This is a genomic window from Vibrio sp. IB15, from assembly GCF_016406055.1.
In the GTDB taxonomy this organism is placed as follows: domain Bacteria; phylum Pseudomonadota; class Gammaproteobacteria; order Enterobacterales; family Vibrionaceae; genus Vibrio; species Vibrio chagasii.
Genome location: NZ_JAEFCE010000016.1, coordinates 19,556 through 41,159 on the forward strand (window position 1 = coordinate 19,556; position 21,604 = coordinate 41,159).

Sequence of the window (21,604 nt, forward strand, 5' to 3'; positions counted from 1 at the left end):
CTGTCGGCTTGTGGGCCAAATTTAGTTAAGGACAAAAAACAAACAATCATTTCACAAAAAACGTAACACAAGACCGATAGGTACAAGGAGAAAGTTCATGGTGGAGTCATACAACCCGCTTGGTACGGATGGATTCGAGTTTGTTGAATACACAGCTGTCGACCACAAGGGAATTGAGCAACTTAAAGCGCTGTTTGTGTCACTGGGTTTTGCCGAGATCGCTAAGCACCGTTCAAAAGAGGCTTGGCTTTATCGACAAGGTGACATCAACTTTATCGTCAATGAACAACCACACAGCCAAGCTGAAGCGTTCGCTAAAGTTCACGGCCCATCGGTGTGTGGCATGGCGTTTCGTGTTAACGATGCAACCACGGCAATGACGCAGGCGTCTAGCGGTGGTGGGGAAGAGTACAAGACAGAAATCGGGCCAATGGAACTGAGCATTCCTGCCATTTACGGTATCGGTGAAAGTCTGCTTTATTTCGTTGACCGTTACGGCAAGCAGAGCATCTATGATGTTGATTTCCGATTCTATGATGATGCGGAAGAGCGCATGGCAAAAGCTGATGTAGGCCTCTACGAGATTGATCACCTTACGCACAACGTGAAACAAGGCAATATGGACCTGTGGTCTGGTTTTTATGAGCGTATCGGTAACTTCCGCGAGATTCGATACTTTGATATCGAAGGTAAGCTGACAGGCCTTGTGAGCCGAGCAATGACCTCCCCATGTGGTAAAATCCGCATCCCTATCAATGAGTCTTCAGACGACAAATCACAAATTGAAGAGTTCATCCGCGAATACAACGGTGAAGGCATTCAACACATCGCACTTGCAACAGATGACATCTACAAAACAGTGAAAACTCTGCGTGATCGCGGCATGGACTTTATGCCAACGCCAGACACCTACTACGAGAAAGTTGATGAGCGCGTTAAAGGCCACGGAGAAGACACTGATCTGCTGCGTGAGCTTCGTGTTCTGATTGATGGTGCACCGACGAAAGACGGCATCTTGCTGCAAATTTTCACACAGACGGTTATTGGGCCTGTGTTCTTTGAAATCATTCAGCGTAAAGGCAATGAAGGCTTTGGTGAAGGCAACTTCAAGGCGCTGTTTGAATCGATCGAAGAGGACCAGATTCGTCGAGGAGTATTAGACGATGCATAAATGGATCTCGTTTCCTCATCGGGAGGGGGTGTGCTCTAAACAAGCGCATGCTGATTTCCCCGAAGAGGCTATCTATGAGCGAGAGGCGGGCCGAAGTGGTTTCTTCGGCCCTGCCGCTCACTTCCATCACCAACATGCGCCGACAGGTTGGTCTGAGTGGGAGGGCGACTTACGCCCTCGCGCTTTTGATTTTACGCTGGTGGAAAAAGCCAGTCAGATAACCCCTTGGGCTGTGCCTCATCTTTTGCACAACGCGGACTGCAAAATTCGCGTATGGCGCATGGATGAGAAGATGGATTTCTTGGTACGTAACTCCGATGGCGATGAACTACTGTTCATGCACCAAGGCAGGGCTGATTTCTATTGCGACTATGGTCATTTAGAGGTGAGTGAAGGGGATTACGTGATGATCCCGCGTTCGACCAATTGGCGCTTGGAGCCAAGTGAACCAATGTTCATCCTGATGATTGAGAACACCGACGCCGCTTATTCCTTGCCAGAGAAGGGCATGGTCGGCAATCACGCGGTGTTTGATCCGGCCGTTCTTGAAATCCCATCGATCAACGATCAATTCCGCGCTCAGTATTCAGAAGATCAAACTCAAGTGCAGGTGAAACGCCACGAAAAAGTCAGTGTGATCACTTATCCGTTCAATCCTTTAGACGCGGTTGGCTGGCATGGTGATTTGGCCGTGGTGAAAGTGAATTGGCGCGATATCAGACCGCTGATGTCACATCGCTACCACTTGCCACCGTCTGCACATACCACTTTTGTTGGCGCAGGCTTTGTGGTTTGTACCTTTGTGCCACGCCCGATAGAGAGCGACCCTGGTGCGCTGAAAGTGCCGTTCTACCATAACAACGATGATTACGATGAAGTGCTTTTCTATCACGCTGGAGACTTTTTCAGTCGTGACAATATTGAAGCGGGCATGGTGACTTTCCACCCTGCTGGCTTCACTCATGGTCCTCACCCGAAAGCCTTTAAGGCTGGGCAAGCGTATAAGAAAAAGTTCACCGACGAAGTGGCTGTGATGATTGATACCCGTCATGCACTGCAGTTTTCTGATGAGCTCGATAGCGTTGAGAACAAAGAATATGTCTACAGTTGGCAAGAGAAGTAAGGGGCAACAAGGATGAAATTAGCAACCAAGAAAAATGGTACTCGCGATGGTCTATTGATGGTCGTGAGTCGAGATCTAAAACAGTGTGTGCCAGCGACGGATATTTTCCACGCGATGCATCTGACGCCGACAATGCAAGTCGCTCTGGATAACTGGGACAGCGTTGCACCTCAGTTAGAGGAGCTATACAACTCGATCAACACTGGTCATGTAACGGGCAGTGAAGTGTTTGCGCCTCATTATTGTGAATCGCCTCTGCCACGCGCTTATCAATGGGCGGATGGCAGCGCGTATGTAAACCACGTTGAGCTGGTGCGTAAGGCTCGTGGCGCTGAAATGCCAGAAAGCTTCTGGGTTGACCCGCTCATGTATCAAGGTGGCTCAGATTCGTTTATTGGCCCACATGACAATATTGAATTTGCCAGTGACGAGTGGGGTATCGATTTTGAGGGCGAAGTCGCGGTGGTTACCGGAGATGTGCCAATGGGTGCAAGTGCCGAGCAAGCGCATGATTCGATTCGTCTGCTGATGCTAGTGAATGATGTGTCGTTGCGTGGTTTGATTCCTGCTGAGCTCGCTAAGGGCTTTGGTTTCTTCCAGTCTAAACCGTCTTCAGCGTTCTCTCCGGTTGCCGTTACGCCTGATGAGTTGGGGGAACATTGGAAAGGGAGCAAGGTGCACCTGCCACTGACTTCAACCTACAACGACACGCCTTTTGGTTGTCCAAATGCAGGTGTGGATATGACCTTCAATTTCGCGGAGCTGATTGTCCATGCTGCGAAAACTCGTCCACTGTCGGCTGGTGCAATCATTGGCTCTGGCACGGTATCAAACAAACAAGGCACTGACCACGGCACCTCGATTGCAGAAGGTGGTGTAGGCTACTCCTGCATTGCTGAAGTACGCATGATAGAGACAATTCGCGATGGTAAGCCGTTGACTCAGTTCATGTCGTTTGGTGACTCGATTAAGCTTGAGATGTTTGATGAGGCTGGTGACTCGATCTTTGGCGCGATTGACCAAAAAGTCAGTCAATATCGACAGCCATAAATAAGCTATCGAGAGGCACGATATGAACAAGAAGATCACGCTCTATGGTTATTGGCGCTCTTCGGCAGCCTATCGAGTGCGTATTGGGTTGAATCTAAAGCAACTTAGCTATGAGTCGAAATCGGTGCATTTAGTGCGTAATGGTGGCGAGCAGCATGATCCACAATATCGTGATCTCAATGCCAGTGAATTGGTGCCAGTGCTGGTGGATGGTGACGTTCAACTCAATCAGTCGCTGACGATTTTACAATACTTGGACGAGAGCTATTTGTGTGAGAGCAGCCCAGATTCCTTGTTGATTCCAGAGCAAACACCACTGCGTTACCAAGCGTTGGCGATGGCTCAGGATATTGCGATGGAAATTCACCCTCTGAACAATCTGCGTGTGCTGCAGTATTTGGAGAGAGAATTGTCGTGTGAACAAGAGGCGAAAATGGATTGGCTTCATCATTGGATGAGCCAGGGGTTCCATGCTTTAGAAGAGAAGTTGGCTAAACACAGAAAAGTGTACGGTGACTCAGTGTATAGCCTCACGGATTCACCTTGTATCGTCGATATTTGCTTAGTGCCGCAAGTTTACAATGCGCTGCGCTTTGATGTGGATATGTCGCCTTATCCGCTGATTAACTCGATTGTTGCAGCGTGTAACCAGTTACCTGCGTTCATTGATGCTATGCCAGAGAATCAGGCGGATGCGAACGTATAGCTCAGATTAAGCCCCAATGGCTGTGAAGAGTAGAAAGCCCTCCACGATGTTCATTCGTGAAGGGCTTTTTTGATTCAAGCTTAAAGCGAAATTACACGCTTGATCTCATCGAGCACATCCGCATTGGCTATCGCGCCGATGTTCTCAACGGGTTTGCCATTTACCACCTGTTTCACTGCCAGCTCTACCAGTTTTCCTGAGCGTGTTTTTGGCACGTCGCTGATAGTAAAAATTTGGCTTGGTACATGCCTTGGTGAACAAGAGGATTTGAGCTTGTGCTTAATGGCGGCCAATAGTGTTTCATTTAGAACCACACCTTGCTGCAGTTGAACGAACAACCAGACCTGCTCATTGCGGTCGACATCTTTACCGACGGCGATGGAATCTATGATGCCCTCAATGGTGTTCACTTGTTGGTAGATCTCAGCAGTACCAATACGCACACCACCAGGGTTGAGCGTAGTGTCACCTCGCCCGTAGAACAGATAGCCGCCATACACGCTCTGCGCGACCTCATCACCGTGATGCCATACATTTTCGAACCTGTCCCAATAAGTGCTGTGATAACGCTCTCCGGTGTCATTCCAGAAGCCTACTGGGAAGTTTGGGAGGGAATTGGTACACACCAGTTCACCACGTTCGTGATCGACTTTATGGCCCGTTGAATTGAATACCTTGATGTCGACGCCAAGCCCTGCCTGTTGGCACTCGCCGCGATACACCGGCGAAATAGGATTACCTAACACGAAGCATCCGCAAATATCTGTACCGCCAGAGATAGACGCTAAATGCAGGTCTTGTTTGATGTGTTTGTAAACGTAATCAAATTGCTCTGGGTAAAGCACAGAACCCGTTGAGCACAGTGTTCTTAAATTAGGCAGAGAGTGACTGTCGATAGGTGAGAGCTCTGCCTTCTCAATCGCTTCTAGATACTTGGCAGATGTACCAAACAGCGACACATCGGCGCGCTGTGCCAAGTCCCACAGTACATTGGGTTGTGGGTAAACAGGGCTGCCATCAAAGATCACTAAACAAGCACCGCTGGCGAGCGCAGAGACGTGCCAGTTCCACATCATCCAACCACATGTGGTGTAGTAGAAAACGCGATCTTTCGGCTTAACATCGCTGTGCAGTTGATGCTCTTTTAGGTGGTTGATGATGGTGCCGCCAACAGAGTGCACTATGCACTTTGGCTTACCTGTGGTTCCAGAAGAGTAGAGCACAAACAGCGGATCATTGAAGCCGATACGCACAAACCGAACAGGCTGTGGCTGGTAATGATTGATGATGTTGTGCCAGCTTTGTAGCGACACGTCGTGCTCAAAATCATTCTTTTTTAAATAGCCGATCTGACACACCTGTTTTAGCTCACTGAGGTGCTCAATGATGGCGCTGTTCTTGTCTGCCATATCAAATGTTTTACCATTGAAGGTGTAACCATCGCAGGTGAATAGCACCTTGGGTTTCACTTGGCCAAACCGCTCAATCACACTCTCAACGCCAAAATCAGGCGAGGTTGACGTCCAAATCGCTCCTAAGCTGGTGGTCGCGAGCATGGCTATCACGGTTTGTGGTAGGTAGGGCGTATACGCAGCAACTACATCACCTTGCTCGATGCCGCTATCAACAAGCCATTGCTGTACGTTGGAGACAGCTTCACACAAGGCTTTCCATGTGTAGCTCTGCTGCTCACCACGTTCATTCTCAAACCAAATCGCGTGCTGGTCAGGCATGGTTTGCGCCAAGCGCAGCAAGTTCTCGGCATAGTTTACTTGCGCATTCGGAAACCAAATCGCATCACGATTCGATTTAGGCTGCTGCCATCGGCTCTCACCTTGCGTTTGAATTTCACTTCCTTGTGAGCCAACCACGCCACAAAACTGCCACACGTTTTTCCAAAACGACTCCGGTTGATCCACCGACCATTGATGTAGCTCGGCGTAGCTTTGTATACCTCTATCTAGATGTAATTCAGACAGATCAAAGTTGTCGATAAATCGGGTTAAGTTGGCACCAGCGATACGCTGCTCACTTGGCTGCCAAACTGGCTTGTTGCTTTCGTACATTCCTTTACCTTTAACAAAAACTTAACGATTTCAGTCTGGTATGAAGGTTTTACAAAGTCAAAAGATCAGTGAAATAAGGCTTTGATATATTTATGTAAATAAAATGTTACATAAAGGGGTGTTTCGAAAAATAGTGTAAATTTGGCGCTTACAATGAGTGGGGATAGGCTTAAAGGGAGACATTCGAAAGGAGGTACGTAATGACTCAATATCATTCTAAGCCCGTGAGCCAAGAGGGATGGGTTGAGTGGAGCCTCGAAGAAGACGCCATTTGGCACGACTTGGTGAAAAGGCAACTGGACGTCATTGATGATCGCGCATGTGAAGCCTATCTTCATGGATTGACGCTGCTTGATCTGCCATTAGACAGAGTTCCTCAACTACCTGAGATAAACAAAGTTCTAAAGGAAACAACAGGTTGGCAAGTACATCCCGTACCTGCGTTGATAGATTTCGACCGTTTCTTTGATTTGCTCGCCAATAAGCGATTCCCTGTAGCCACATTTTTGAGAACGCGAGACGAGTTTGATTACCTACAAGAACCAGATTTCTTTCATGAAATTTTTGGTCACTGTGCCATGCTCACTAATCCTGATTTTGCCGCTTTCACTGAGCAATATGGAAAGCTAGGCCAAGCCGCCACCTCTAAACAGCGAGGTTATCTTGCCCGTTTGTATTGGTTTACGGTTGAGTTCGGATTAGTAAAAGAAGGCGATAAATTGAAAATCTACGGCGGCGGCATTCTCTCTTCTCCAGCAGAAACCCATTATGCGCTGGAAGGGGAGTTGGCCGTTCGTGAGCGTTTTGATTTGCAAACGGTGCTAAGAACCCCTTATCGCATCGACATCATGCAACCGAAATATTATGTGATTAATGACTTAGCTGAGCTATTTCAAATCAGTCAAGAAAACCTGTTACAGCAAGCTGATCTCGCAATTGAAGCGGGGTTACTACCACCACTTTTTGAACCCAAGGAACCGACACATGTTGAATGAATTAAAATGCGAAGCCTGCAGTATTGACGCGATTGCCCTGACTAAAGCTGAACAACAGTCGCTATTGTTGGAGTTGTTTGATTGGCAAATCATCGAAAGAGACGGCATCCCGCAGCTTGAAAAGGTATACAAGTTTAAGAACTACAAACAAGCATGGGCATTCAGCAATAAAGTGTCAGAGTTGGCAGAAGAAGAGTTCCATCATCCTTCTATCCTATTGGAGTGGGGTAAAGTCACCGTCACCTGGTGGAGTCACTCAATCAAAGGCCTGCACAAAAATGACTTCATCTGTGCCTCACGCTGCGATGTGTTCGCGGAGAGTGAGTAGCATTGTAATTTGATTAACCGATTCGGTTCGTGTTGCGGGCCGAATCATTGATACTCTCGTTGTAAAAGGGCTAACTTCTCTTACCCCAACTTGACCTGCATCAGCACTTGCTTGGTTTCTTGTCTCATAAATCCTGTCTGCTACTCATAGTATTGGTTTTATGAGGCTGCTCTATGATATATTTCTCGGCCAAGTGTATTACAGACGAAGGCGACTAATGTCTATCAACCTTTCACTCCTTCCACCCAGCGAGAAAAACAAAATCGAACTGGATAAGCAGGCATCGTTTCTAGTATGGAAATTGAAGCAGGCTAAATGTGGCCCAGAAGCCATTGTTGAAGAAGCAATGAAGCTCGGTGACCCAGATGAAAAGGCGTGGTTTGAACAGTCTGTAGAAAAATACAAACGAGTAATGGGCGTCGCATAACCGCAGACAAACCTTGCTCAGCAAAGCTGTAGAATTGAAATGACACAGTAATTTGCTAGAATTTGCCCCGTTAATTGAATCAGAGAGAAGATCCCGATGGGAAGAAGTTTTGAAGTGCGCAAAGCCTCAATGGCTAAAACTGCTGGCGCAAAAATTAAAGTTTATTCCAAATACGGTAAAGAAATTTACATGTGTGCGAAGAATGGTGGTTCAGATCCAGACATGAACCTTTCGCTAAAGCACCTTATTGCTAAAGCGAAGAAAGACCAAGTTCCTGCACACGTTATCGACAAAGCGATCGACAAAGCAAACGGCGGCGGTGGTGAAGACTACGCACCAGCTCGTTACGAAGGCTTTGGCCCAGGCGGCACAAGCGTAATCGTTGACTGTCTAACTGACAACGGCAACCGTACTTTCCAAGACGTTCGCCAATGTTTCGTTAAAACTGGCGCGAAAATCGGTGTTGAAGGTTCTGTTTCTCACATGTTCGCTCACCAAGCTGTATTCCAGTTCAAAGGTGAAGATGACGAGATCATCCTAGAAACACTAATGATGGACGACGTAGACGTAACAGATGTAGAGCTAGAAGATGGTGTAATCACTGTATTCGCTCCAACAACTGAATTCTTCAAAACGAAGACTGCACTAACTAACGCGTTCCCTGAGCTAGTTCTAGATGTTGAGGAAATTACTTTCGTTCCTCAAACTATGACGCCAGTAGCGGAAGAAGATTCTGAGAAGTTCCAGAAGTTCCTAGACCTTCTTGATGACTGTGATGACGTTCAGCAGGTTTACCACAACGCTGAGCTGTAATTTTTACAGTGACAATAGTTAATAAAAACCGAGCCTAGTGCTCGGTTTTTTTATCTTTTGAGTATTGATCAGCCTTGATCATCGTTCCGCATTTTTGCCAACAAAGAGCCCGTTGATACAGCACTGATTAGCAAAGCGTGCGTGGTCGACAAATCCACTCAGACAGCTTTCGAATCAAAGGGAGTACTGTAAGGTTCAGCACAATGGCACACGGCCAAGCAAGAAAGAAGCTTTGTAACCAGATTGGCGGCCACTCGTGGCTGAATCCCATTTTATAGCCAGAAATTAACCCAGACATGATGGTTGCCATGGTGAGTGAGGATAAAATCGCGGTTACCCAAAATTGTTTTTTGCTCATATATGTTTCTCCCGTGATTTTCTGTAACTGATGAGATAAGGTTACAACTATCCATTAATGAGAAAAATAGGCATAAATAGAAATATGAATTCCATATTCGGAAACATTGACGATCTATTCCTGTTTTGTACTGTGGTTGAAGAGGGCTCGTTGCTGTCGGCATCGAAGCGGCTTCAACTGCCTGTGTCGACCATGTCACGCCGGTTAACCGCTTTAGAAGAGCGTTTGAGCATCCGCTTGTTAGAAAAGAAGGGTAGGGAGCTGGTGGCGACGAAAGATGGCGAGGCGGCTTTTGCAGCGCTGAGTAGTGGCATGGAGTCTCTTCATCAAGGTTTTAGTAGCCTGCTTGAAGAACGTGATGCCATTCAAGGCAAGATTAAACTCGCAGTCCCTCATAATTTCTATAGTGGTTTTCTTCGCCCGACTGTCGAGCAATACCTTACTCAATATCCAAATGTGCAGCTCAATCTGATTTTGAGCCAGCAACAAGTGGTGCCTCAAACCGACCGTGATTTGTTGATCACGTTTCAGATTTCCGAAATGGAAGGCATGATCGCTCGACCATTGTTTAAAGCGAAACATGGTTTTTTTGCAAGCCAAACCTATTTAGAATCACGTGAGCCGATCGTTAAACCACAAGATCTCGAACATCAAGACTGGATTAACGTTGATGATGTGTTTGATATGCCGCTTTACAAAGCGGGTCACCTGGAACAGATGGTGACGATCAGGCCTAAGTTTATTGTGAACGATATTCGTGCGGTCGCGGCAGCAGCGCAGAAGGGGCTGGGTATCGCTTCGCTGCCTTTTCGTCATGTGGATCCGGAAATGAATCTGGTTCAAGTACTCCCTGAGTACCATCGGGGTGATCGTCAAGCGTATTTAGTGTACAAAGAAAGAAAATATCAGCCGAAGGCTTTAACTCTGCTTATTGAGGCGTTAATTAAAAGCGTTCAGTCGTTCCATAGCGACGAGCTGAGTTAAACAAAAGGAGAAAGAGATGAAAGTAAGTTTTATCGGGTTAGGTGTTATGGGTTTCCCAATGGCAGGACACCTAGTCAAAGCCGGTTTCGAGGTAACGGTATTTAACCGTACTCATAGCAAAGCATTGGACTGGGCTGGAAAGCACCAAGGTAGAACCGCTGAGAGCGTTGCTGAGTGTGTGGCAGAAGCCGATGTTGTGCTGGTTTGCGTGGGTAACGATGATGACGTACGCAGCATGACAACCAGCGAAACAGGTGCATTGGCCGCTATGAAGCCAAACGCGATTCTTGTTGACCACACCACAACGTCTGCAATCCTGTCTGAAGAGCTTGAAGTCGCTGCGAAGCAAGCTGGAGTTCGTTTTATGGATGCACCAGTGTCTGGTGGTCAAGCAGGTGCAGAGAACGGCGTGCTAACTATCATGTGTGGTGGTGAGCAACAGCTATTCAACGACCTTCAACCTGTGTTTGAAGCTTACGGTAAATCGTCAGTTCTGATGGGTAAAGTCGGCCAAGGCCAGCGCGCGAAAATGGTTAACCAGATCTGCATCGCAGGTGTGTTGAATGGCTTATCTGAAGGCTTAGTGCTTGCTGAGAAATCAGGTTTAGATATCCCAACTCTGGTTGATTGCCTCAAAAACGGCGCTGCTGGTTCGTGGCAGATGGAAAACCGCGCTACGACAATGGCGCAAGACAAGTTTGATTTCGGTTTCGCCATTGATTGGATGATCAAAGACTTAGGTTTCTGTTTAGATGAAGCTGAGCGCCAAGGCATTCAACTTCCATTGACGGAGAAGACCAACAACGCATACAAGGCTCTTTCTGCACAAGGTGAAGGCCGCATGGATACCTCTGTATTGATGAAAGCTGTGGTTGAAGAGACAAAGAAGTAGAAAGATAGAAACTTCGTTTAGATAATTAAAAATAGCCGCTAATCAGCGGCTATTTTTTTGCCCACCCACACTCGAACTTTGCACCTCCTGGAAAACCATACCTACTGATAGATAGGCAATCCCTGTGAATTATGCTATATTCACCTAAAATATAGGTGGAATTAATATGAAAGAACTTAATCCAACGGCAGAAAAGATCGTCGATTTAGCGGAAAGTTATATGCAAAGCCGAGGTTTTAATGGCTTCAGTTTTCGCGACATTCAAAATGAGCTTGGGATAAAGACTGCGAGTATCCATTATCATTTCAAAACGAAACAAGACCTGGCTCAAACGGTATTTGAACGTTACCTTGTTAATTACGAAGTAGCGTTAAAGCGGATCGAGAGTCAAGACATCTCTGCAGAAGGTAAAATTGAAGCATTAGCCGAAATTTTTGTTGATGTACGCGAGAACAACAAACTGTGTCTATGTGGTATGTATGCTTCTGACTTCTATTTTTTAGCGGATGGTTTGGAAAGCCTATTGTCTAAATTTGTTCAAATTAATGAAGACTTTATTCGTAAAAGCATAGAGCAGGGGATTGCGAGTGGACATTTCCGTTCTGGATTAGAAGCGACTCAAGCTGCGAGGCTAATTTTTGTCGCCTTAGAGGGGGGGATTTTACTGTCTCAATTCAAGGACACAGATTATATCCGTTCAGTGAAAGCCAGCTGTTTAAACATTCTGCAGGCGTCATAGTTTATCGCTCAGATTGATACGGCGCGGTATAGCAATCGGCCTTGAAGTTAGCGACCTAACTCACGTCAGAATAAGTCGCTGACTGACCTAACTTCTGCTCTACAATCTAAACACGGGTGTTTTTCGAACACTTTCATGCTGCTTTCGCTATTTCAGATAGACTCATCCTGTGAAATGCCTAAATTGACCTGATTTGGGCTTGAGCCAGAGCATGGTGTACCAGCTCTGACAGCGGCTCCCAGCCCTAAAGCGAAGATACGTTAAACGGTGCCCACAAAGAATGCACTCAAACGGATCAACCTTCACATACCCTTTCAGCATAGCTGCGTAACCGGGCATTTCAGGTGAGTCTTTAGGGGCGACGCCCAAGGCATTGTAGACCTTAGAGAGCACCTCACCACGACGTCGGTTTGATAGAAAACCGAAGTATCGAATCATTTTGAAGTGCTTATCTGGAATATGCTCAATCATGCGGTCTATCAGAGCTTCTGGACTCAAAATGAGGGATTCCGTTCTACCATTCCTATGGTTGAGTTAATCAAACGTCACCAAGCCTACCGTAAACGCGACGCCGATATAAGTGGGCGCTTTAGGTATCGGCCGCGGTAAGTCATGGTGGGCGTCACGTTGGCTGTTTTCTTTGCAAAGTGCAGCTTCCATCGACGGCAATATTGGCTGGTTAAAAATCGGGACCAATCTTGCTCATTGCGAATAAAAGGGCAGCCTTCTCCACTTAAGTCTAACTCTGTGTAATGGGAGCTGAGAAGTTGAGTGATGGCACCGCGCCAACACTTCTCAGTGGTATTAGCTTTAAAGAAAATGGGCTTCTATAGAACAGTCTTCTTACATAAACCACCACGTGCGACAGACAAATGGATGTGCACATTCCAATTCAGCTTTCTGCCGTAGGTATGAAGTGCACAGAACACGCCAATATCGATATCGAGTTGCTTTGCCCACCCTAAGAAGATTTTGGCTGCACAGCTAAAGAGATGATTGAGAAGAAAACGATTATCCCGAAAGACTGGCCAAAACGTGTGTAGTAGCGTCAACGTTACGTGTTGATACTCACACTCAGGAAAGACATGTTGTTGCTTTTGTATCCACCACTCTGTGGCTTTTATGCCACAACTGCTGCAAAAGCGAGATTTACACGTCTGGTGGATGTATTTGTGATGGGTGCAGTCAGCATGACTGCCTCGATACACTTTAGAGCCAAAAGCTGCGGTACTGCAAGCGAGCATCTTGGTGACGTTTTCAATGACGACGGTTCGGAGGGTTTCTCGGTACTTATTGAGGTAGTTCAGCCAAGTATCGTTGGCATTGAAGAGTTGTTTGATGGGCTTATTCGGATGCATAACCTATAGGATAAACGATCCATGTAAAGCACCTTAGTAGGTTGAGTCTAGTTGTTTTCGGCCGTAGGCCGCTCAGGCGACACCGTCGCCGGTTCAGAATTATGTATGTCATTGCTATTAGGCTTCACACAGCCGTGTTTGGAATATTATCACACATTACTAAAGGCTTGTGACAGACCTGCAATACCGGAGAGGACGTATTGCATGCTACATTTATCGCCGGTCGTTTGGTCACTTCGCTCAGGCTCAGCCCTTTCTCATAGCTGTAATAATGCACTTTACGGTGGCGTTACACCAACTTACTTTGATCACCTTTCACCGGTTTAGAATGTCCGGTTTTCATTACTTTTTGTGACGTGTAGGTTGTCGTGGGTGTTTCTTCTTCTGGCAGGCTCGTGAGCATACCGGCCTTAGGCATATCTTTCAGTCGATACCTGTCCCCCTTGATATTGAGCGTATTGCAGTGAAGAAACACTTGATAGGAAAAATAGTAACGGAGTGCCTGAAGGATCAATATGTCAGGGTATTGCTTGCCGGAAAAATAGGGTGCCATGCCGTGGATGCTCCCTGGAAGAGTTGGAACATCATCAACATCTCACCCGATCCCATCAACTTTGCGCTAGAACCCTAATTTATTGCTAGTGTTCGTCGAGCAATCTATTTCAATCGTTTCTTGACGAAAGCATTGCCAACCAGAGTGAGACCAATCCGCCTGTAATAGTCCATTGCTTCCGGTGCTGAAAGCAATACTAAGGACACTTCGTCTCCAGTTGCCTTTCTGACTTGAGAGATAAGCTCTGTCCCGATTCCTTGTCGTTGATAAGCTCTGTCTACGGCAAGATCTGACAGATAGCAGCAATAACAGTAGTCGGTAAGTGCACGACATACACCAATCAGTTTATCTTCATGCCAGGCTGAGACAATCAGGTTCGCGCCTTCGAGCATAGATGTTATCCGTGGGATGTCATCAGTGGGCCGGTTAATGCCGGAGGCTTTAAATACTCTTGCAACTTCCTGCGGATCCAAGGGATGATTTTGGTGGTACTCAATCATTGAGCTTTAACTCCTGAGGCTGAATGTAATTGCTTTGTCTGAATCTTTCTACATAAATACAGACCTATTATGGGAAGGGCTATATAGGTTGTGCTGATGATCAGGACGCTGTTATCGGACATCACTGACACTAAAGCATTCACCACGAAGGCTAGCCCCATCTGCGAGCAGGAGTAGACCGCGCCTGCCGCGCCACGTTTGTCAGTAAATGGGGTCATTGATATTGCAGACGCACAGATCACTATGAAGGTGTAGCTGAAGAATACCCCTGAAACGCTAATAAGGAACGTCGTAGTAGACAGGTATCCTGACTCTGTTATAACTAGCAATGAAAAGCCACTTACGATGAGGATAATCAATCCAGTAGCGATAACAATGTGCATACCGTAGCTATTGACGAGCTTAGGCAATATATAGCGACTTACGAGTAAACCGGCCCCAACAAACGCGGACATCCACCCATAGTCGGTCGGAGACATCCCGAATAGTTCTTGCAGAATAAAGGAGCTAGAACTTGTATACATCACGAAGCAGGCCATTCCTATGCCCGAAAGTACTGTTGCCAGAAGTAAGACGTCGTTTCTAAGCACTGAGCGATAGTTCGCGAAGCATTCATGCAACTTTATGGATTGGTCCTTGTATCTGTTCGTCTCCGGACATAGCAGAGCGTAGATTACAAGTATGCAAAAAAGCATAGCAGCCATCACCAAGAAGTTGGTTTGCCATCCGTACCATGATTGAATGGCACTGCCGATCACAGGCCCAAAGACAATAGACAGTCCCGTGAACATGGTTATGTAGGAACTGGTAATGGCATAGCGCTCGCCTTGAACTATATCTGACAGTACAACACGAGACAGTGCGAGGCTCACGCCACTACCGACACCTTGAACAAAGCGGGAAATTAGGAATGGCTCGATATCAGAGAGCGTGGTTGCCCACAAATTGCCGGCTATGGCAGTGGAAATTCCGATCATGATGACCGGCTTTCGCCCATATTTATCACTTAATGGTCCGTATACAAGGGCACTGCATCCAACGCCAAGTAGAAAAATTGATATTGAGGACTGCATCAGCTCCTGGGTGGTGCCCATAAACTTTGTCATTTCCGGCAATGAAGAAAGATGAATATCCGTACCCATCAAGCCGATAAAAAGCAATAGCGTTAGAATGGACACCACCTTAAGCTCTTCACGAGATAGTGGGTCATGTTTTTTCTGAGGCATATTTATCCTTGTTTGTTGTTCAGGTTTCGAGTGCATACCTGCCAAAACCTGGCCATGCCGTACTGGCAGGTATGCTACACCTATGTGGCCGGTATTACTGACCTGTAAAAGATAGTTTTACAGTACAGCCGATATGCTCTTTAAAGGATTCGAGCAGTTCACTTGTCTTTTCCCCATGGAAATATTGGTGGCCCAGTATCAAACCAGCCCGGCAATCCCTGTGCGACCTGGTCATTTCCCACGCTGCCCAAGTCACCATGAAGCTGGTGAGCTTAGCCATACCGGTCAGGTTAGATTCTTCGTCCCAAGTTGATACAAGGCTGACTTTTACTTCGCCTCCAGAAGCGAGCTCTCCAGTCACTTCGACAAAGCTGATGTCAGGCCCATTACGTTTGAGATTACCGTTTTGCATTAGGATAGAATGGGTAAGGTCATTCGGCACTAGGTCACCGGCAAGCGTGGGGGCATCTTCCAGTAAACCCAGCGCTATAAGCGTCCGCATACATTCGAAAAATCCGGGCCACCTTGCCGTCTGTTGCTTAATATTCGGAATATCCTTGATGTAGGGGGAAGAAAGAAGATATGGAGACAGCCCATCGTGAAACACTTCAAGCATACCTACGCCATCTACAAAACTTCTTTCGCATATATCGAATCGATTGCAGTAACTCAGGCTTCCATTTAACTTGAATAACGCCCTTCGATTCAATGATGGCAACCTGTCCCCGAAGAGAAGGTCATAATTTAGCGGAGGCGTCGGATTAAGCGGCACGCCACCACAAACTGAACGGAGACATGTTAGCGATTTGGAGCCTTGTTGCCAGGCTACATATTGCATAAGTATTTCGACGAGACCCGGTTCTAACCCCAGTCCGAACAATAGGGTGATATTGTTTTCAACGAGGTAACGATCCAGCTCTTCATGTTGGGCAATATCATCATAGCTAGGGCGCCCCAGACTGACGAAGACTTTATCTCCACTGAAACATGAATGGTTCTTTGGATCGGTAACAAACTCAATTGTCTGTGGGCCACTGAGAGAAAGCAGTATTACATCAACCTTGTTAGTATATATCCCTTGTTCGACATGCATCATTGGATAGACCTTTGAGATATTTTCTTTCAGATTGAGCGATTTCTCCTGGTCCAAGTCATGAACAAATAGCTCGTCAAATCCGAGCTTACCGATGTAATTAGCCAGAGAAAAACCCAGATTTCCGCATCCGACTAAACCTAAACGCTTCTTCATATCACGCCTCCATCATAACTTTCATGTTGTTTAGTTCGTGGAAGACTGGGTCAAGGTCCTGAGCAGTAACAACCTGAACTTGAATTCCCTTCGATTGATAATCCTCTGGGCCAATTTCGAAGCAGGACAAGATCTTTGTGGCAATCTTCGGGGTGACAGGATACAGGCAATATCCCAAGCATTTGTAGGCGTAATGCGTTAACGCAATCCTGGTCCTGAGATAATTCTTATCTCCAGAGTAGCGTGTGCTCTCTTCGATATAATCCCTGATTACGTCGATGATGTAGGAGATACGCTTTATAGAAGACTTGAGAGCACAATCCGTGTAGCTGTTGATGCAATGACGCATAGCTTCGTTAAGCTCCTGATAGAAGGTTACATCCTGCTTCAACCACGGGCCCGCTTCTGCCGCTCCATCATATTGTGTCGCGAGATCTCTACCCTGACTGAAAATATCGCCAACGGTATTGATAAAGTTTCGAGACGATTCATGAAACTCACCGACGGAAAACCTGCTTTCAAAAGTCTGATTCTGAATACCAGCCAAATATATGCGGAGCAAATCGGCAGGGTATGAGTTAAGAAACTCGCTAGCCCAGATAGCATGACCAGCACTAGTCGAGAACTTTCTACCTTCCAGTAAACAAAAGTTTGTAATGATAGATATTGGTATTTGCTTATCTGGAACTCCTAAGACTTTTAGAATAAACGGTAGGTATATTGCCGTCCCACACATGTTGTCCTTTCCGCAGAAGAAGACATGACGCTCTGCTTCTGGGAAGAGTGAGATGGCGTGATAAGTTCTGAGAGCCCGCTCCAGTATCACCGACAGCTTCTGGTCACCATAAATTGAAATCCCATTTCTTTTGATAGAGGTAACTGCAATGTCTGTCAGACTGTTGTTCTCAAGGTAACCTTTGAAGCCATCAAAACTGGTTCTACCCATAGCAACATTATTGCTATAACACGTAGCAAGAAGTTCCGTTATAATTTCTCTGTCAAGGGTGAGGTAGAGGCGTTTTATTGGCCTGTGGGTCAGTTTTTCCTTTGTGACAGAGTGAAAGGGATCGATCAGCTCACATTCGTCCTGATACAGACCACAACTTTCACACTCCATTCCAATTGTGATCTCACCACAGTTTGGGCAGCCTCCTGAAACGTAACTCTCACTTACGAAATCGCCGTATGAATCGCTATATGGGTGAAGAACTTCACGCTCATCCAGATAGGATGATGACATTAGTACTTCAATAAACTTTGTTGTTGATGTATTAAATGAACCGGATGTCAGAGTGCTGAAGTGCGTCAAGAATGCGTCATATCTCGTCTGGAACATCTCCAAGTTATTGATAATTTTCTGCTCACTTCTGGATGCAAGCTCATTATAGGATAGCGCCTGCACTTCCGCGGATCTGTCTATATGGTTTGTGTGTCCGAAGGTTCCACAGAATGAAAAAGTTTCAATGCCCTTTAGCTCACAGCAGCGTCTGTGTATGTCTGAAATTAAATATGCCCCGGACAAGTGTCCGAGATGGAGGGGACCATTTGGAGTAGGGAATGCAGTTTGAATCAAAAGCTTAGAGCTGTATTGTGAATCTTTGTTCGCTTCAGCTAGGACTTCCGCCCAATCTGCATACCAGTATGCTGTGAAGCATAGGTTTTCACTGCTCCGGTTCTCAATGGTATGAGGTTCAAATAGTGAAAACTCTATGTAGTCACCCGCTTCCAGGACTGCAGTAGTGTCACCGTTCCTGACTATCCCTTTTCCACTTTTTATATACCAGCACTCTTTGTCGTGGTGATTATGAATGTTTGTTTTTTCATTTGTGTGGAGAACCATATTTTTCGTATTCGCCGATTTAGTACGGACATCAAACGAATATGGCAACGCTTTGGTTATCTTCATGTATTATTACTTTCTATCTTCGTAAGTATTTGAAGGTGCAGCTGCGAGCAACGCAATGCCCAGCGAGAATTGCACCTAAGACACTATTAATTTCCAATTTTATGATGATTGGTATATCACATGGGACGCAGCATCATTTCATATAGAGCGTTCTCGTTACGCCGTACCAATTTAAAGTCATGCTCAATCTTCTCTGGTGACGTGGCCACCATATAGACATATCCCGGCCTGACCTTTCCCTTTGTCCGGTCAGTCTTCTCAAGGTAATCTCCTTTAGATACCTTGAAATAACCACTGCTGACACTATCAATCCCTAAAAACAGGCTCAGGTCGGGTTGATTCAACACGGGCCCCTCTACTGGGGAAGATAGATATACCTTCCTGACGCATTTAGTTGTTGGAGTCTTGCTGTTGATACGCTTAATGAAAGAGTCTGTATCAAGCAGTGCATCCGGGAGCAATGACATTTGGGTTAGACTATGGGTATCATGGAGCACGCCGAAATCAACGCCGCCTGACATTCTGGCCGCCACTTCGACCAGATATGGCCCTTCCTCGGAAATTCGAAGTTCAAGATGGGCGGCACCATAGCATATTCCCAGTGCATCAAGGGTATGGGATGTATACTCAGCTATCACTTGGTAGTCTTCAGAGGCCGGGGTTACTAGGTCTGCATGGCTGTCATTGGAAGGAGCATCATCGTTATGACGGGTTTCTATCCAGGCGTCACAGACATAGTGATTCCCGCTGGAAGACACTGTATTAACCAAGTACTGCTTCCCGGAGAGATACTCTTGGACAAGTACCTTTTCGTTGATCTGGCCAAGATAGTCTTTAACACCTAAAATCCGGTCTACTGCTTCCGCAATCTGCTGTTTGGAATCGCAATAAAAGACTCTGTCAGTGTTAGAACTCGCCTCAGGCTTCAACACGATCTTTCTGCCTAGCTCTGTATGAAAGTCGTAGATTTCCTGTATATCAGATGTCAGAAGCTGTCTGGCTGACCTAATTCCGTTACGTCTTAATGTTTCATGCATGAGGTATTTGCTTCTGCGGGCACGGCTTAGTGAAGCCACATTACGAGGCGTATTGAAAATATTACTCAGCTTATCTGCAAATTCCACGCATGGTTCGCTGCCAGCTATCACAGCTTTGACCCGGTACTGCCGCATTTCCTCAATAAAATCACTGTCATCGTTTTCTGACAGCAGAATATAGTTTGCAAAATAATCATTCGGCTTAAAGGTTGGTTTAAGGAAAGGGTGTTCTATATAGTCCTCCGTGCAGACATGAACACAGTTGTATCCCAACCCATTGAAAAGAGGGGCCAGATGGTTGCCACTGGAGATGCCACCGACAATGATGATTACTTCTTTTTTAAACAGATAACTCATAACTAGCCCCTTTGTGACACATGACTGTTCGGCTTACATCACTGACCTGGTGACTTTTTGTCATTTCTTTGGATTCAATGGCTGCCCAGTCAACGAATGGATCGTCTAGAGGGGCGCTTTTTTGCTGGTTGAGCATACTGTCTATGACAACCTGACTTCTCCAGGCTGTAAGACTCAGATTCGGATCAGCCAAGCCGCGCTGGTTCTTGGCGGAGTTTTGGACAAAAATTTTCCTGTCGGACGGACCATCCCAAATTGCGGAATAGTCTTTGTTGAGTCGGATTTCAGTACCTTCATATTCAACTCTGTGTGCAATAGGGTGCAAAAATGGTTGCGGGGTTGAACGAAATCCTGTCGCCCAGATGATGGTGTCCGCATCCAAATACTCAGTTTTTTCTTCAAAAATATGTTTGATGTTCACTCCCCACACATGCGCTTTCTTGTCGATAGAAAATACATTGCGGTTTGGCATCAAATTTATTTTCATAGGTGAACGCTCTATGTATCGCATGGTGTAGATACGCTGGTAAATATCTCGTACTGTGTGGCCTGAAATACCATCGCTGGCCAATACATTTCGCTTAAGGAAGTCTTGTCGGAATGCTGACCCTTGTTTATAGAAATATTCAGAATGGGTCGGAGTGAACAGATCGTTGGTAAAAGGGGAGTCGTCTATTGGGAAAAAGTTTTCCCGGCGAGATAACCATGTTACTTCTTCAGGCGCATCACTGCCTGTACGGTTTAGCAAGTCCAGTATAGCTTCAGCCCCTGACTGTCCTCCTCCAACCACCACCACTTTTTTTCCACTGAAATCACGTTCCTGCCGGGCGAATTCATGAATGTGAAAGTGTGACTCACTATCAATGTGCTCTTTGGCAAACTGGGGTACATGGGGGGTTATCCCTGCACCAATTACAATATTTTTACCGAAAACACGTCTTTTTGAGGTATCTACCACGAAATAATTGCCGTCAAAATCCACATTTTCTACTCGTTCACCGAAGCAAATATTTTTGTTGCTTGTTGCTGCCCACTTAAGGTAATCCGCAAACTCAAGACGAGAAATCTGGTTGAAGTCCGAGTTTAAATACTGGAACAGCCTGCCATGTTGGTGCAGGTAGGATACGAAGGAGAATTTATTTGTGGGAGATGCGAGTGTAACCAAGTCCTTAAACATAGAGACTTGCAGCTTTGTATTCGGCAGCATCATTCCATCGTGCCAGGTAAAGCCAGGCTTCATATCGAAGAATACATTACTGACATCATGTTTATCATATAGCTATGAAGCGATACTGAGGTTGGATGGCCCGCAGCCTATTCCTATACATTCATAGTGATTCTGTTTATCAGAAAACAAAACAGCTCTCCTTGTTAACTAATGAAAATACAACAGTTTACATATTTGCAAACTTTTCATAACTTATGCGAGGCATTTATACCAAGTAACATTCCCGTGATAAATGACTTTACAATCTATTGCATAGCAAATGGTTTTATATGTGAAGTCATTCACATGTTAATTATGTTGCAAAGTTGACGGGATGTGGTGAAATGTTGATGATGCTCTGACTCTTCCAGGGTGTATCCACGGCATAGCAATGGGCTTTGTAGGAGACATTGTCATCGCGCTGTAGATATATTGGACGTAGTGCAACCCAAAAGAGGTTGTAGTTTTGAAAGCGAGGCTTAGCCCTCGCTTTTTTTATGTCTGCAAACTGTTCATTGGACAAAAATTCGTAATGGTTCTGACTCACTAAATGGTGTTG

The 21,604-nt window shown here is 45.9% G+C and carries 19 protein-coding genes and 2 pseudogenes; 11 read left to right on the forward strand and 10 right to left on the reverse strand.

Annotation, left to right across the window (positions count from 1 at the left end; all coding sequences use genetic code 11):
• The first annotated feature begins 97 nt into the window (after positions 1 to 97).
• The 4 genes from hppD to maiA are packed head-to-tail and all read left to right on the forward strand — an operon-like array spanning position 98 to position 4,050.
• Positions 98 to 1,171: a 4-hydroxyphenylpyruvate dioxygenase gene (hppD, locus tag JC606_RS08040; RefSeq protein WP_004736942.1), complete on the forward strand. Its 1,074-nt coding sequence runs from the start codon at positions 98 to 100 to the stop codon at positions 1,169 to 1,171.
• A complete protein-coding gene (locus tag JC606_RS08045) occupies positions 1,164 to 2,294 on the forward strand; it encodes a homogentisate 1,2-dioxygenase (RefSeq protein WP_198778387.1) in 1,131 nt (376 codons plus the stop codon). The genes hppD and JC606_RS08045 overlap by 8 nt, the downstream gene beginning before the upstream one ends.
• Positions 2,295 to 2,306: 12 nt before the next feature.
• Positions 2,307 to 3,344 carry a fumarylacetoacetate hydrolase family protein gene (locus JC606_RS08050; RefSeq protein WP_198778388.1) on the forward strand — a complete coding sequence of 346 codons (1,038 nt, stop codon included), beginning with the start codon at positions 2,307 to 2,309 and terminating at the stop codon, positions 3,342 to 3,344.
• Positions 3,345 to 3,366: 22 nt separating this feature from the next.
• A complete protein-coding gene (maiA, locus tag JC606_RS08055; protein WP_137407968.1) occupies positions 3,367 to 4,050 on the forward strand; it encodes a maleylacetoacetate isomerase in 684 nt (227 codons plus the stop codon).
• An 80-nt stretch (positions 4,051 to 4,130) separates the two neighbouring features.
• On the opposite strand, the gene JC606_RS08060 is transcribed toward maiA, so the two are convergent.
• Complete coding sequence (locus JC606_RS08060) at positions 4,131 to 6,116, reverse strand: acetoacetate--CoA ligase (protein WP_137407969.1); 1,986 nt, start codon at positions 6,114 to 6,116, stop codon at positions 4,131 to 4,133.
• A gap of 200 nt (positions 6,117 to 6,316) precedes the next feature.
• On the opposite strand from JC606_RS08060, the gene phhA reads away from it, so the two are divergent.
• The 4 genes from phhA (at position 6,317) to JC606_RS08080 (ending at position 8,679) form a co-directional block, all read left to right on the forward strand.
• Positions 6,317 to 7,111, forward strand: a complete 795-nt coding sequence (gene phhA, locus JC606_RS08065; protein ID WP_137407970.1) for a phenylalanine 4-monooxygenase — start codon at positions 6,317 to 6,319, stop codon at positions 7,109 to 7,111.
• Positions 7,101 to 7,439 carry a 4a-hydroxytetrahydrobiopterin dehydratase gene (locus tag JC606_RS08070; protein ID WP_137407971.1) on the forward strand — a complete coding sequence of 113 codons (339 nt, stop codon included), beginning with the start codon at positions 7,101 to 7,103 and terminating at the stop codon, positions 7,437 to 7,439. The genes phhA and JC606_RS08070 overlap by 11 nt, the downstream gene beginning before the upstream one ends.
• Positions 7,440 to 7,656: 217 nt before the next feature.
• A complete protein-coding gene (locus JC606_RS08075; RefSeq protein ID WP_004736949.1) occupies positions 7,657 to 7,866 on the forward strand; it encodes a DUF3283 family protein in 210 nt (69 codons plus the stop codon).
• Positions 7,867 to 7,962: 96 nt separating this feature from the next.
• A complete protein-coding gene (locus JC606_RS08080; RefSeq protein WP_004736950.1) occupies positions 7,963 to 8,679 on the forward strand; it encodes a YebC/PmpR family DNA-binding transcriptional regulator in 717 nt (238 codons plus the stop codon).
• A gap of 127 nt (positions 8,680 to 8,806) precedes the next feature.
• Here the strand turns inward: JC606_RS08080 and JC606_RS08085 are convergent, their stop codons facing one another.
• Positions 8,807 to 9,037 carry a DUF2798 domain-containing protein gene (locus tag JC606_RS08085; RefSeq protein ID WP_004736951.1) on the reverse strand — a complete coding sequence of 77 codons (231 nt, stop codon included), beginning with the start codon at positions 9,035 to 9,037 and terminating at the stop codon, positions 8,807 to 8,809.
• An 84-nt stretch (positions 9,038 to 9,121) separates the two neighbouring features.
• On the opposite strand from JC606_RS08085, the gene JC606_RS08090 reads away from it, so the two are divergent.
• The 3 genes from JC606_RS08090 to JC606_RS08100 all read left to right on the forward strand — a co-directional run bounded on the left by JC606_RS08090 (position 9,122) and on the right by JC606_RS08100 (position 11,652).
• Complete coding sequence (locus JC606_RS08090) at positions 9,122 to 10,021, forward strand: LysR family transcriptional regulator (RefSeq protein WP_137407972.1); 900 nt, start codon at positions 9,122 to 9,124, stop codon at positions 10,019 to 10,021.
• Between the two features lie 16 nt (positions 10,022 to 10,037).
• Positions 10,038 to 10,913 (forward strand): NAD(P)-dependent oxidoreductase, encoded by an 876-nt coding sequence (locus JC606_RS08095; RefSeq protein ID WP_004736953.1) that lies wholly within the window; start codon positions 10,038 to 10,040, stop codon positions 10,911 to 10,913.
• Between the two features lie 166 nt (positions 10,914 to 11,079).
• The gene (locus tag JC606_RS08100; protein ID WP_137407973.1) at positions 11,080 to 11,652 is read left to right on the forward strand and encodes a TetR/AcrR family transcriptional regulator; all 573 of its coding nucleotides are present in this window, start codon (positions 11,080 to 11,082) and stop codon (positions 11,650 to 11,652) included.
• Positions 11,653 to 11,830: 178 nt separating this feature from the next.
• Here JC606_RS08100 and JC606_RS08105 read toward each other — a convergent pair.
• The 8 genes and pseudogenes from JC606_RS08105 to JC606_RS08140 all read right to left on the reverse strand — a co-directional run.
• Positions 11,831 to 13,010 (reverse strand): annotated as a pseudogene (locus JC606_RS08105) (IS91 family transposase).
• 289 nt (positions 13,011 to 13,299) lie between these two features.
• A complete protein-coding gene (locus JC606_RS08110) occupies positions 13,300 to 13,563 on the reverse strand; it encodes a hypothetical protein (protein WP_198778389.1) in 264 nt (87 codons plus the stop codon).
• A gap of 104 nt (positions 13,564 to 13,667) precedes the next feature.
• Positions 13,668 to 13,955, reverse strand: coding sequence for a GNAT family N-acetyltransferase (locus JC606_RS08115; protein ID WP_198778390.1), 288 nt, complete (start codon positions 13,953 to 13,955; stop codon positions 13,668 to 13,670).
• 104 nt (positions 13,956 to 14,059) lie between these two features.
• Positions 14,060 to 15,289: a multidrug effflux MFS transporter gene (locus JC606_RS08120; protein WP_198778391.1), complete on the reverse strand. Its 1,230-nt coding sequence runs from the start codon at positions 15,287 to 15,289 to the stop codon at positions 14,060 to 14,062.
• A gap of 94 nt (positions 15,290 to 15,383) precedes the next feature.
• Positions 15,384 to 16,538, reverse strand: coding sequence for a saccharopine dehydrogenase C-terminal domain-containing protein (locus JC606_RS08125; protein WP_198778392.1), 1,155 nt, complete (start codon positions 16,536 to 16,538; stop codon positions 15,384 to 15,386).
• A gap of 1 nt (position 16,539) precedes the next feature.
• Positions 16,540 to 18,444, reverse strand: coding sequence for a class I tRNA ligase family protein (locus JC606_RS08130; protein WP_198778393.1), 1,905 nt, complete (start codon positions 18,442 to 18,444; stop codon positions 16,540 to 16,542).
• Positions 18,445 to 18,560: 116 nt separating this feature from the next.
• Positions 18,561 to 19,838, reverse strand: a complete 1,278-nt coding sequence (locus tag JC606_RS08135; protein ID WP_198778394.1) for an ATP-grasp domain-containing protein — start codon at positions 19,836 to 19,838, stop codon at positions 18,561 to 18,563.
• Positions 19,822 to 21,096: pseudogene (locus tag JC606_RS08140) on the reverse strand (lysine N(6)-hydroxylase/L-ornithine N(5)-oxygenase family protein); the annotation flags it as partial. The pseudogene JC606_RS08140 and the gene JC606_RS08135, both read right to left, overlap by 17 nt.
• Between the last annotated feature and the right edge of the window lie 508 nt (positions 21,097 to 21,604).